Source organism: Paralcaligenes sp. KSB-10 (assembly GCF_021266465.1).
Lineage (GTDB): Bacteria > Pseudomonadota > Gammaproteobacteria > Burkholderiales > Burkholderiaceae_B.
Map to the genome: position 1 here is coordinate 2,042,317 of NZ_CP089848.1, position 11,862 is coordinate 2,054,178.

The 11,862-nt window shown below is 57.5% G+C and carries 10 protein-coding genes; 4 read left to right on the plus strand and 6 right to left on the minus strand.

All coding sequences use genetic code 11. The features are described from left to right. Window positions 1-2 precede the first annotated feature (2 nt). Window positions 3-1,700, minus strand: a complete 1,698-nt coding sequence (locus LSG25_RS09235) for an acyl-CoA dehydrogenase family protein (protein WP_232744362.1) — start codon at window positions 1,698-1,700, stop codon at window positions 3-5. A gap of 105 nt (window positions 1,701-1,805) precedes the next feature. Between LSG25_RS09235 and LSG25_RS09240 the strand changes: the two genes are divergently transcribed. Next, window positions 1,806-2,720: a LysR family transcriptional regulator gene (locus tag LSG25_RS09240; RefSeq protein WP_232744363.1), complete on the plus strand. Its 915-nt coding sequence runs from the start codon at window positions 1,806-1,808 to the stop codon at window positions 2,718-2,720. A gap of 68 nt (window positions 2,721-2,788) precedes the next feature. On the opposite strand, the gene LSG25_RS09245 is transcribed toward LSG25_RS09240, so the two are convergent. Then, on the minus strand, window positions 2,789-3,706 hold the full coding sequence (locus tag LSG25_RS09245) for an alpha/beta fold hydrolase (protein ID WP_232744631.1): 918 nt from the start codon (window positions 3,704-3,706) through the stop codon (window positions 2,789-2,791). A gap of 96 nt (window positions 3,707-3,802) precedes the next feature. Beyond that, window positions 3,803-4,795 (minus strand): tripartite tricarboxylate transporter substrate binding protein, encoded by a 993-nt coding sequence (locus LSG25_RS09250; RefSeq protein ID WP_232744364.1) that lies wholly within the window; start codon window positions 4,793-4,795, stop codon window positions 3,803-3,805. A 152-nt stretch (window positions 4,796-4,947) separates the two neighbouring features. Here LSG25_RS09250 and LSG25_RS09255 point away from each other — a divergent pair, with 152 nt between their 5' ends. Continuing rightward, window positions 4,948-5,916, plus strand: coding sequence for a LysR family transcriptional regulator (locus LSG25_RS09255; protein WP_232744365.1), 969 nt, complete (start codon window positions 4,948-4,950; stop codon window positions 5,914-5,916). Between the two features lie 23 nt (window positions 5,917-5,939). Here LSG25_RS09255 and LSG25_RS09260 read toward each other — a convergent pair whose 3' ends face one another. The 3 genes from LSG25_RS09260 to pcaH form a co-directional block, all read right to left on the minus strand. Beyond that, window positions 5,940-7,283 (minus strand): 3-carboxy-cis,cis-muconate cycloisomerase, encoded by a 1,344-nt coding sequence (locus LSG25_RS09260; protein WP_232744366.1) that lies wholly within the window; start codon window positions 7,281-7,283, stop codon window positions 5,940-5,942. Window positions 7,284-7,399: 116 nt separating this feature from the next. Further along, window positions 7,400-7,984 (minus strand): protocatechuate 3,4-dioxygenase subunit alpha, encoded by a 585-nt coding sequence (pcaG, locus tag LSG25_RS09265; RefSeq protein WP_232744367.1) that lies wholly within the window; start codon window positions 7,982-7,984, stop codon window positions 7,400-7,402. Beyond that, on the minus strand, window positions 7,981-8,697 hold the full coding sequence (gene pcaH / locus LSG25_RS09270) for a protocatechuate 3,4-dioxygenase subunit beta (RefSeq protein ID WP_232744368.1): 717 nt from the start codon (window positions 8,695-8,697) through the stop codon (window positions 7,981-7,983). Before pcaH ends, pcaG begins: the two co-directional genes overlap by 4 nt. Before the next feature lie 118 nt (window positions 8,698-8,815). Between pcaH and pcaQ the strand changes: the two genes are divergently transcribed. Together pcaQ and edd are read left to right on the plus strand one after the other, a co-directional pair. After that, complete coding sequence (pcaQ, locus tag LSG25_RS09275; protein WP_232744369.1) at window positions 8,816-9,745, plus strand: pca operon transcription factor PcaQ; 930 nt, start codon at window positions 8,816-8,818, stop codon at window positions 9,743-9,745. Between the two features lie 248 nt (window positions 9,746-9,993). Further along, on the plus strand, window positions 9,994-11,838 hold the full coding sequence (gene edd, locus LSG25_RS09280; protein WP_232744370.1) for a phosphogluconate dehydratase: 1,845 nt from the start codon (window positions 9,994-9,996) through the stop codon (window positions 11,836-11,838). Window positions 11,839-11,862: the final 24 nt, after the last annotated feature.

Below are 11,862 nucleotides of genomic sequence, written 5' to 3' on the forward strand. Positions count from 1 at the left end.
CATCAGGACGCCGGATTCAGGACTGCGCCATAATCGACGGGGAATTCCTCAGCCGCGCAAGGATCGCGGGGAGCCAGCCTGTGCAGCAGCACCAGATTCGCCAATTCATTGCGAGCCCGCATGCCGTCATGCCTGGCCTCGCTGCGCATGGCCGCCATGGACACCACGTGATACAAGACGGACGCCGCCTGCCGGGCCAGATCCGAGCGGCCTTCCCGCGATGCTTTCTCGGCCAGCCGATAAGCTTTTTCCAGACTGTCTTGCTGCAGGGCCGCCAGGGGCTCGGGGCAAGCCGCGCCTTCGGCCAAAAGGCTGTCCACGTGCAGCCTGAGAGCCGCAAGACAATTGTTTTTCTGTATGGCCCGCAACACATCGAGGGCCACAATATTGCTGGTGCCTTCCCATATCGAGCCCAGATGGGCATCGCGCACCAGGCGCGACTCGACCCATTCTTCTATGTAACCGCAACCGCCTCGCACTTCCATGCCATCGCCGGTCACTTTCCTGGCGTCGCGGCAGGCACGGAACTTGATCAACGGGGTCATGATCCGGACCAGGGTCCTGGCCTGCTCATCGCCGCGATCGGACTGCTCCAGGGCCTGGGCAGTCTGGAACACAAAAGAACGCGCTTGCTCGGCCACCAGGGTCATCTTGAGCAACTGCTTTTGCATCAAAGGCATGTCGACCAGGCGTTTGCCGAAGGCCAGGCGATTTTCGGCCACGAACATAGCCTCGCTGACTGCCCGCCGCATCAAGCCAGCCGCCCGCATGCCATTGGACAGGCGCGAATTGTTGACCATATCGGCCATTTGCTGAAAGCCGCGGCCCGGTTCGCCAATCAGCCAGGCATACGCGCCCTCGAGGCGGATCTCGCCGCTGGCCATCGACCGGGTGCCCAGCTTGTCTTTCAAACGCAAAATACGATAGTGGTTATGCCCGCCCTCGGGCAGGTCCCTGGGCAGCAAGAAAAGCGATACACCCGCCAGGCCCTCTTTGGCCTCGCTGCGAGCCAGCACCATGGCGAAACCGGCGTCCGGATTCGAGCAGAACCACTTATCGCCGAACAACCGCCAACGGCCATCGGGCTGCAATTCAGCCTGTGTCTGGGTCGCACTGATATCCGAACCCGCCGCCTGCTCGGTCATGAACATCGCACCCTGACGCAATTCGTCGAAATCCAGGGCCGTGACCTGCGGCAGGATTTTATCCACCAGCCCTGGCTCGCCGAATTTGCGCAGCGTGCGGGCCAGGGAATCCGTCATGCTGACCGGACAGCACAGGCCAAATTCGGCCTGCACGAACAGATATGTCAGGGCGTATTTGGCCACAGGCGGCATGGGCGCTCCCCAGCCCAGCACTCCAGACCGATGGGACATGGCCGCCAGGCCGAGTTTCCCGTACGCCATTTTTTCCAGCTCGACATAAGCGGGATGCTTGGAAAGCCGCGACTCATCGATTCCCGCACGGCTGCGCACCGACAATTCAGGCGGATTTTTATCGGCGATCGCAGCCAGTTCGTCCAGCGAGGAGCCAGCCAGACGGCCCAACTCGTCAAAGTGCGGCAGCAAATGGGCGTACAAATCCGGCGGCAGGTATTTTTCCAGCATGGGGCGGGCATAGGGGTCCACCCGAAACAGATTGATCCCGCGGGAATCCGGGATATTCAGCGTTGCGCTTGCCGCAGAAGGTTCGCGTACCATGATGAGCCACACAAAATAAAGTGACTCAAATCTTAAGATTCGGTATTAATATAAACAAATACTATATTTATTTAGATCAATACAAAAAAAGTATAGAAGCTTCTCATGGATCTGGATCCCCGCCTATTGCGCTACTTTGTCGCCGTGGCCGAAGAGTTGAACTTCAGCCGCGCGGCCAGGCGCCTGCATATTTCGCAGCCGCCTTTGAGCTATGCCATCAAGCAACTGGAAGAAGCCATCCAGGTCCAATTGCTGGTCCGCACCAGCCGTCAGGTGGAACTCACCGCCGCGGGCCGGGTCTTGTACAACGAAGCATTGTTCCTGCTGCGCAAGAATGCCGATGTCCAGAAACTGATTCAACGCATCGACGCCGGCCTGCACGGGCAAATCAAAATAGGCTTTGTCGGCTCCATGCTGTATCGACGCTTATCCGACGTGCTGAAACTGTTCCAAAAGCATTATCCCGACATCGAACATGTACTGCTCGAATTGAACTCCGCGGAACAAATCGAACTGATCGAGCACGGCGGGCTGGACCTGGGCTTCATCCATGCCAACCCCGTGCCCGCCACCATGTCCCGTCTCGATCTGGTATCCGAGCCGTTTGCCATCTGCCTGCCGGACACTCATCCACTGGCCGGCGAGGCCTATATCGATCTGAACGAGTTGGCGCAGGACGATTTCATTTTCTTTTCCCGGTCATTTTCTCCCAGCTATTATGAAACCCTGCTGTCCATGTGCCTGCACGCCGGCTTTTTCCCCAAAGTGAAAAACGAAGCGCGGCACTGGCTGAGCGTTGCATCGCTGGTGTCGCAGGGAATGGGAGTATCGATCGTTCCGGAATGCCTGTCGCGCAGCGGCCTGTCGGGCATACGGTTCCTGCCGTTCGAGCATGACCACAAATCGGTCTGCAGCCTGATCTGGTCGGCGCAGCCTGCGTCCCATATCAAGGAAAAACATATAGAGCTGGTCAAAGGCGTGTATGGTTGCCAGGCGCAACAGGCAAGCCCTGCCGTCTAAGCAAAGCGGGCTTGTGCGGCAGGCTTAGGCACAAAGGTGCAGGCAGGCCTCGGCGGTACGCCAGCCTGTCAAACATGCGCCCTCAGCCATGCGTCAATACGCAGCGCAATGTCAATATTGTTGTTGTCGACCATAAGCAAATGAGAGTTCCCGAATATGCCCACTTCCGGCAAGGAAAAAACATCGACACCGTCGTGCGAATTTGCAAATTCGCCGATCTTTTTTTTCAAAATAGCCCAGCGCTCATCCGACTCCATATTGTCACCCATCACCATTAGTGTGGGAGTCCGATACCCCTGCGATTGAAAACACGGAATTCCCGCAGGCTCAACAGCGACCAGAGCTTTGACCAACGCCGAATGTTTTCCGGCCAGCCTCAAGGCCAGGGGTCCTGACTGCGAATGGCACAGAATGGATGCGGGCCCCAGCCGCTCCAGCAAAGCCTGAAAAGCCTTGATCATAGCCTCGTTGGTATGCGCCCAGCGCGGCACCATTTGTTTGGACAGCTGGTCGAATGCCTCCAGAGGGAATCGGGAGTTTTCGTACGAGGTCCGCAGCGACCGATCTGCGTTGTAGCTCGATGCATGGTTCCCTATGCGAAAGCGGCTATACACATCATCGACCGTCTGCGTAATGGGCTTTTCGGGCCAGATGTCGGGGTAAGGTGCGAAACCGGAGCGCCCGCGCTCAACAGCGTCGCACACATAGACGTCCCATCCTTGCCGAATAAAAAAGTTGAGCCATCCATCTCGCCCATCGGGCGTGCTTTCCCACACTACGCCTGTCATCCCTCCACCATGCCACAACACCAACGGCCCCTTGCCGTTACGCTGCTCGGGGTGAAAATATTGAACATACATCTGTTCAACAACATAGGTCCCGTTAAGATTAATCTTGACGGGCTCACCCCCTTCACTCAAGACACGCTCAAAACTGGAGCGGCCCGATAATTGAACATGCCGGCCGCCAACATGAAAAGAACCCATGTCGCGCAAGCGTATCGGCTCCGCATTATGTTTCCCGTGCATTACTTTTTACTTCAGGAGTTGAATTTGATTTTCTGAGAGCGCCCACTGGTCGCTCTATTTGGCAACAATATGGTTTTGCGCGATCAAGTCCGCCAACTTTTGAGTTTCAGTTCCAAGGAAATCCGCCAGCACAGCGGGCGCCCCACCAGCGATGCCTACGCCTAGATCCTTCAAGCGCTTTTGCACTTCGGGGTCGACCAAGGCTTTATTAAAAGCCGTATTTAATTGTTCCACTACCGGCTGAGGCGTACCGGCAGGCGCCAGTATCCCGAACCAGGGCGTGACCACCATATTAGGTAGTCCGGCTTCGGCAAAGGTAGGCACATCCGGAATGGCGCTGGATCGCTCCTTGCTGGCAACGGCTAAGGCATTCAGGCGACCAGCCTTGATGGAAGGCAATGAGGCGGGCAAGTTATCGAAATACATATCCACCTGCCCACCCAGCAAGTCGCCGGCCACCTGTCCCGCCCCTTTATAGGGGATGTGCGCGATTTGCACCCCAGCTTCTCGTTTCAACAACTCCAATGCCAGATGAGCCGACCCTCCTATTCCTGAAGACGCGGCATTCAGCTTATTGGGGTTCGCTTTCGCGTAAGCAACAAGTTCTTGAACGGTTTTAGCCGGAACCTTAGGATTTACGACCAATACGCTGGGTACCGTTCCCACCATGACAATCGGGGCAAACTGAGTGGAGATATTATAGGGAGCAGGTTTATATAGTGATTGCGCGACGGCGCAACTATAGGCACACATCACCAGGGTATAGCCATCGGGCTTTGCGCGCGATACATACTGAACTCCAATATTGCCCCCGGCGCCTCCCTTGTTGTCGACAATGACAGTCTGTTTGAGCTGAGCCCCTACGCGCTGGCCCAGCACGCGAGCAATGATGTCTGGAGTGCCTCCTGCGGGAAACGGCACGACAAGAGTAATGGTGCGGTCGGGATACGAACCGGCCTGTGCCAAGGCGGGAAAAACCACTGCTGCCATCAATGCAGCTGCGACAAACACCATTCTTCTTGCCAAACCATCGTATCGCGAACCCATTTCCTGTCTCCTTGAGCAAACATAAATTGGCACCATTCTATCTACGTAGGTTATATTTAAATAATGATTATTTCCTATGCATTACATACCATTTTTAATATGAATTTTTTACGATGAACCGATGATGAAAGATCAGCTCGCTGGCACCCGAAATGACTAGCGCGAGAGTCAGTGGTTTCTCGGCTTTGCGTCGCCTGAACATGACCTTGCTGCTGTGCTTCGATTCACTTATGCAAACCCGCAGTGTTACTGCTACGGCTCATGCTCTCAATAAAAGCCAACCAGCCATCAGCCGGGAACTAGCTCAATTGCGGGAATTGCTGGCTGATCCGCTTTTCGTTGTAATTAAAAAACGCCTGGTGCCTACCGAACGCGCCATCCGTCTGCATAACAATATCCATGAGCCACTGTGCACGCTGGAACAAGCTTTATCTCATGACGACGCCTTCAATCCGTTGCTCCTGACAGGAGCGATCAATATCGGAGCCGCAGCACATATCGAGTTGTTGCTGGCGGCACCATTGACTCTCTTGTTGAGAGCGGCGGCGCCCAATCTCACCGTACGATTCCAGCCGGTGCACGGAGATTTCGTCCCGGACGATCTAGACTCTTCACGGATGGATATTGCGATAGGGCTGTTCCAGCCACCCCCCAAGCGATTCCGGCACGAAACGCTTTTCGACGATGAGCGCGTTTGTGTGGTGTCCTCGCAGCATCCCCTGGCGTCGCGAAATCGCCTGACGCTGCACGATCTGCCAAAAATGAAATGGCTGGCGTTTTCTCATATGTATGGGGCGGAAACCAACTTCGACCGCGCTTTGCGCAATCTGCACCAGGAAATGCACTTCAGCGTTTACGTATCGAATTTCGGGCTGGCTCCCACATTCTTGATGGAAAGCGACTACGCTACAACCATGCCCAGGCGCATTGCAAACAAATACCAGAAATACTTTCCGCTACGGCAAATCATCTTGCCCAAAGAACTGCGAAAAGCACGCATGGTGATGGTATGGAGTATTCAAAAAGACCAATCCAAGCTTAACCGCTGGATTCGAGATGCCGTGGTAAAAGTCATTTCGTCGGAACATGTGGAAGCGCTCCCTGTGACAACCCATGGTTGACGCACTGGCCCAAGCAGGTGAAATCAAACCAGGCGGCGCACCCGCTCCAGGACCCGATCCACAAAAATCGCCGCGGCACCGGTATAGTTTTCCGGAGCCATCAGTCTCGCCAGAGCTTCCGGCGACAGGATTGCCGCAATGCGCTCGTCGCCAGCCAGGATCTGTTGCAAATCGGCGCCCGTCGCTACAGCTTCGCGGCATTTTTTCTCAACCAATTTATGGGCCTCCAGGCGCCCCAATGTTTCGCCCAGAGCCATGGTAACCGCCTCTGCCATGACCAGGCCATGCGTGAGTTCCAGATTGCCCCGCATCCGATCGGGAAACACCTCGAGCCCTTCGATCAGGCCGGCACTTGTAGCCAAGGCGCCGCCGCACAGCAGCACCAGTTCGGGCAAGGCCTCCCACTCGGCGTGCCAGCCTCCCAGGCCGCGCTCGTGTTCCTGGATCATGGCCGCCATGATCGTCGCCACCAATTGCGGAGTGCGCTGGGCGGCGCAAAGAATGGCGGCGCAGGCCACTGGGTTGCGCTTGTGAGGCATGGTGGATGAGCCGCCGCGGCCTTCGTCCGCGGCTTCGGCGAGTTCGGCGACTTCAGTCTGAGCCATCAGCGAAATATCGCGCGCCAGCTTGCCCAATGTGCCGGTAAGCGTGCCGAAAAAAGCGGCGGCGCCGGCAATGCGGTCGCGCTGGCTGTGCCAGGGCAAATCGGGCTCGGCCAGCCCCAGGTTTGCCGCAAGCCTGCAGGCCACCTGTGGCCCCTTGTCGCGCAAGGATGCCAATGTTCCGGCCGCCCCGCCAAACTGCAGGCTAAGCATTTCCGGCTTCAAAGCTTGCAGCTGCGCGCGCTGGCGCAGCACGGCATCGAGCGACCCCGCCAGCTTCAATCCGAAGGTAAGCGGCAAGGCATGCTGCAGCCATGTGCGGCCTATCATTACCGTATCGCGATGCGATGCGGCTTGCGAGGCCAATGCGGCAATCAGGCGGTCCAGATCGGCCTCGATAAGCCGCAGCGCGCCTTTCAATTGCAACACCAGGCCGGTATCGATGACATCCTGGCTGGTCGCCCCCCAATGCACGAACCGCGCGGCGTCGGGATTCTGCGACTTGACCGCGGCAGTAAGATGCTTGATCAGGGGAATCGCCAGATTACCCGCCCGCGCGGCCTCGGCGGCGATTTGCGAGGGATCGAAGCGTTCGGCCCGGCATGCCTGCCGGATCGGATCGACGGCCTCGATTGGAATGACTCCGCTGTCTGCCTGGGCCTCGGCCAGGGCCGCCTCGAAATCGAGCATGCCCTGCAATGTGGCCGACGCGCTGAAGCACGCGCGACTGGCGGTCGGACGAAGCAATGAATCGAGCAGTTCCATGAATGCGAAGCTCCGGCAGACAAGAGCGAACCGGACATGTGGCCCGCTCCATTCATTAATAGACAAAGGCCAGGGACGGATGGGACGGGTTCACGCTCCCCAGGCCACACAAGCGTTCAGAGATCGAAAAACACCGTCTCTTGCGCTCCCTGCATATAAAAATCAAAGTGATAGATTACACGACCATCCAGGACTTGCCGCCTGGCCAGCAAAGTATTGCGGCGTTCGGCCGGCACCGATTGCAATACCGGATCTTCGGCATTGGCAGCGGTTTCGTCGTCGAAATAAATACGCGTAAACAAATGATTGAGCATGCCGCGCATGGTCAGGATCACATCCACGTGCGGTGCCGCACCGTCGGTGGCGCCCGGCTTCACCGTCTGGACTATATAACGGCTATCGGGATCCGTCCCGGTGCCTACGCGGCCGAAACCCGTGAACCCCGAAGCGCCAATCTGCGCGGCGGATTCGGCATATCGGCCATCGGCATCGGCCTGGAAGATCTCCAGCAAGGCATCATTGACGACCTTGCCCGCGCCGTCGAACACGCGGCCGGCCAGCATGATGTGCTCACCCCGGGCCTGGTCTCCGGCGATATCGGGCGTGAACGCATTGGGAAAATCATAGCTGTATTGTTTCGGCGTCAGCCCGTAGGCGAAAAAAGGTCCCACCGTTTGCGAAGGAGTTTGCTTGAGTTTCATGACGGCGATTTCTCCATCGGAGTTTCACGGGTGCCGCGCAGCACAATATCGAACTCGTAGCCCAGCGCGAAGTCCGCCTCGGTCGCATCCAGGGTGAAGCGCGACACCAGGCGTTCACGGGCGCCTTCCGGAACGCCTTGGTAGATCGGGTCGTACTGCAGCAATGGATCTCCCGGGAAATACATCTGGGTCACCAGGCGCGTAGCAAAATAGGCGCCGAACAAGGAAAAATGAATATGGTTGGGGCGCCAGGCATTCGGATGATTGCCCCAGGGATAAGCGCCTGGCTTGATCGTCAGGAAACGGTAGCGGCCTTCATCGTCGGTCAGTGTACGGCCCGCCCCCAGGAAATTGGGATCCAGGGGTGCGTCGTGCCGATCGACTTTATGCACATAGCGTCCTGTGGAGTTCGCCTGCCATATTTCGAGCAGGGTATTGGGCACCGGCCTGCCATCTTCATCGAGAACCCGGCCTGTAACGATGATGCGCTCGCCCAACGGTTCGCCATTGCGACGCGCATTGCGGGTCAAATCGTTATCGAGCTCGCCAATGAGCTCATGGCCATACACGGGCGCGCGCAGATTCTGCATGGCGGTTTTGATGGGCAGCAGTGCCTGGGTCGGGCCGCGCAAGAGCGACGACTTATAGCCTGGATCGATAAGTTTGGGATGCGCGCCCCAGTCGCGGGGGTTCAGCAGTGTATTGGCGGTCATTTTTGCTCCGTCTGAGACAAATCGGCGGCATAGCCATCAATTGGGATTCGGCACACTATATACTTAACCAGAAGATATATATATTGACAATTTTTCAGGTATTGCATAATAAATAGTTATGGAAAATAACAAACTGGATGCCCGTATCAAACTGCGTCATTTGCACTGCCTGCTTGCCGTGGCGCAGCATGGCAGCCTGCAGAAAGCGGCGGACGCGCTGTCCGTGACCCAGCCGGCCATGTCCAAGTCCATAGCCGAGATGGAAAACATTCTGGGCGTGCGTCTCTTCGAACGCGGCCGCAACGGAGCCCGCCCAACTTCGCAGGCCGAAGTTTTCCTGCGCCATGCCAACGCCAGTGTAAGCGCCCTGCGCCAGGGCCTGGACCTGCTCTCCAGGAATCATGGGGCTGCGGGAGGCACTGTCGATATCGCGATACTGCCAACCCTTGCCGCCCACCTTATGCCGCCCGTGCTCAAATCCTTTCGCCAGGAATGGCCGGGCATGGTCGTGCAGGTTCACACCGGCTTGAACCATCAACTGCTGGCCATGCTCAAAACACAGCAGGTGGAACTGCTGATAGGCCGGGTGTCCGATCCATCGGCAATGGCCGGCCTGGCCTTCGAATATCTTTTCGCGGCCCCCCTGGCGATTGTGGTGCGCGATCGGCACCCTTTGCTCGGATTGGCGTCAGTCGCGGCCTCGGATCTGATCGACTTTCACGTAATCCTGCCACCGCGCGGAACCATTATTCGCCATATGGCCGACAGTTTTCTGCTATCGCACGGCCTCGGCGCACTGGCCGATTACTCTGAAATACTATCCGTATCGCTAGGGCGGGCCATGACCCTGAACAATGACAATATCGTGTGGTTTGTTCCCGAAATTGCCGTGCGCGGCGATTTGCGGCAGGGCCGCCTGCACACCCTGCCCCTGGATATGTCCGGCACCGAGGAACCGATAGGCCTTATCCAGCGCAGCGACACCATTCCGACTCCCCCGGTGCAAACGCTCATTGGTGCATTACGGACAGTGATTGGCCTTCTTTAATGTAATGAAATTACATAATATCAATATCAAAAACTTCCAAAAACAATGACGCCGCCTCGATCTTTTAGCTAATCGCCCTTGCGCCAAGAAACAATGTAAACACATCATATTCCATTGCAATAAGAACCTGGCGTCGCCAATAACCTGATTTTCCTCCGTTAAAGACATTGATTTTTGTATGTAGTGAAATTACAATTCAATGATTGCTTGAGAGCTTACACAAGCCTATCTTCAATCAGGATCCTTCCATGGCATTGAACCCCGTTGTGCACGCCGTTACCGAACGAATCGCCGAGCGCAGCCGCCAACCGCGCGAGCTCTATTTAAAACGGACGCAAGCCGCATACGGCAAGAAAGTGGAACGCAGCCAGCTTGGCTGCACCAACCTCGCCCACGCCTTCGCGGCCATGCCGGCCAGGGAAAAAGGCCTGCTCAAGGAAATATCCAAACCCAACCTGGCCATCGTCTCTTCCTACAACGACATGCTGTCGGCGCACCAGCCCTTGGCTGCCTTCCCCGCCATCATCAAGCAGGCGGCGCTCGAACTGGGCGCGACGGCGCAATTCGCCGGAGGCGTCCCCGCCATGTGCGACGGCGTTACCCAGGGACAGACCGGCATGGAACTCAGCCTGTTTTCCCGGGACGTCATCGCCATGGCAACGGCTATTGCCTTGAGCCATCAAATGTTCGACGCCGCGGTCTATCTGGGGGTGTGCGACAAGATCGTACCGGGGCTGCTGATCGGCGCGCTCAGCTTCGGACACATCCCTGCCATATTCATACCGGGCGGCCCCATGACCACCGGCATATCCAATGACGAAAAATCCAAAACCCGGCAGCTCTTCGCCCAAGGAAAAATCGGCCGAGCCGAATTGCTGGAGTCGGAATGCCAGTCCTATCACGGGCCCGGCACCTGTACGTTTTACGGTACCGCCAACTCCAACCAGATGCTCATGGAAGTCATGGGCCTGCACCTGCCGGGCAGCGCATTCATCACTCCCAACACGCCCTTGCGCGATGCCCTCACCCGGGCCGCGGCGCAACAAGCCATACAAATCACGGCCCAGACATCGTCTTTTACCCCGGTTGCCGAAGTCATCTCCGAAAAAACCATAGTCAATGGCATAGTCGGACTGCTTGCGACCGGAGGCTCCACCAATCACACCCTGCATCTGGTTGCCATTGCGCAAGCCGCCGGCATCGCCATCAATTGGGATGACTTCTCGGAACTCTCGGCGATCGTACCCTTGCTGGCACGCGTCTATCCCAACGGACAGGCCGACGTCAACCATTTTCATGCCGCCGGAGGCATAGGTTTGGTGATCGCCGAACTGCTCGACGCCGGGCTTTTGCACGAAAACGTGAAGACCGTCTCCGGCCCCGGCCTGCGACGCTATACGCACGAGCCCTATCTGGACCGCGAAACCCTGAAGTGGCGCCCGGTCGTCGCCCAGTCCCAGGATCGCAACGTGATACGCCCGGTCAATGAACCTTTCAGCCCCGATGGCGGCTTGAAACTTCTGAACGGCAATTTGGGGCGCGCCGTCATCAAGGTGTCCGCGGTCAAGCCCGAACATCGCGTAATCGAAGCACCCGCGCTCGTCTTCCACGACCAGAACGAGCTGCTTGCCGCCTATAAAAAGGGCGATCTGACACGCGATTTTGTGGCCGTGGTCCGGTTCCAGGGCCCCAGGGCCAATGGCATGCCCGAACTGCACAAACTCACCCCCACCCTGTCCGTCCTGCAAGAGCAAGGCTACAAGGTAGCCCTGGTTACAGACGGCCGCATGTCGGGCGCCTCGGGCAAAGTGCCCGCGGCCATACACGTTACACCGGAAGCATTGGCAGGCGGGCCTCTCGCGCGCATTCAAAATGGCGACATGCTGCGCGTCGATGCCGATACGGGCGAGCTCAACGTCCTCGGCCCCGCCGACTGGATCACACGGCCGCTTGCACAACCCGACCTCAGCGCCCATCAAACCGGCTTTGGCCGCGAACTGTTTGCCTCGGCGCGCGGCCACGCCGGCGCCGCCGAACAAGGGGCTTCCCTGTTCCAGCACCCGGACTGGACAATGGCCGAGATGTTTAAATAGGCAATTCCGTTTAATTTCTTACCC

Bases quoted from the DNA above. Each gene is read 5' to 3' on its own strand.
- LSG25_RS09235 (WP_232744362.1), bottom strand. From the start codon at position 1,700: ATGGTACGCGAACCTTCTGCGGCAAGCGCAACGCTGAATATCCCGGAT.
- LSG25_RS09240 (WP_232744363.1), top strand. From the start codon at position 1,806: ATGGATCTGGATCCCCGCCTATTGCGCTACTTTGTCGCCGTGGCCGAA.
- LSG25_RS09245 (WP_232744631.1), bottom strand. From the start codon at position 3,706: ATGGGTTCTTTTCATGTTGGCGGCCGGCATGTTCAATTATCGGGCCGC.
- LSG25_RS09250 (WP_232744364.1), bottom strand. From the start codon at position 4,795: ATGGGTTCGCGATACGATGGTTTGGCAAGAAGAATGGTGTTTGTCGCA.
- LSG25_RS09255 (WP_232744365.1), top strand. From the start codon at position 4,948: ATGACTAGCGCGAGAGTCAGTGGTTTCTCGGCTTTGCGTCGCCTGAAC.
- LSG25_RS09260 (WP_232744366.1), bottom strand. From the start codon at position 7,283: ATGGAACTGCTCGATTCATTGCTTCGTCCGACCGCCAGTCGCGCGTGC.
- pcaG (WP_232744367.1), bottom strand. From the start codon at position 7,984: ATGAAACTCAAGCAAACTCCTTCGCAAACGGTGGGACCTTTTTTCGCC.
- pcaH (WP_232744368.1), bottom strand. From the start codon at position 8,697: ATGACCGCCAATACACTGCTGAACCCCCGCGACTGGGGCGCGCATCCC.
- pcaQ (WP_232744369.1), top strand. From the start codon at position 8,816: ATGGAAAATAACAAACTGGATGCCCGTATCAAACTGCGTCATTTGCAC.
- edd (WP_232744370.1), top strand. From the start codon at position 9,994: ATGGCATTGAACCCCGTTGTGCACGCCGTTACCGAACGAATCGCCGAG.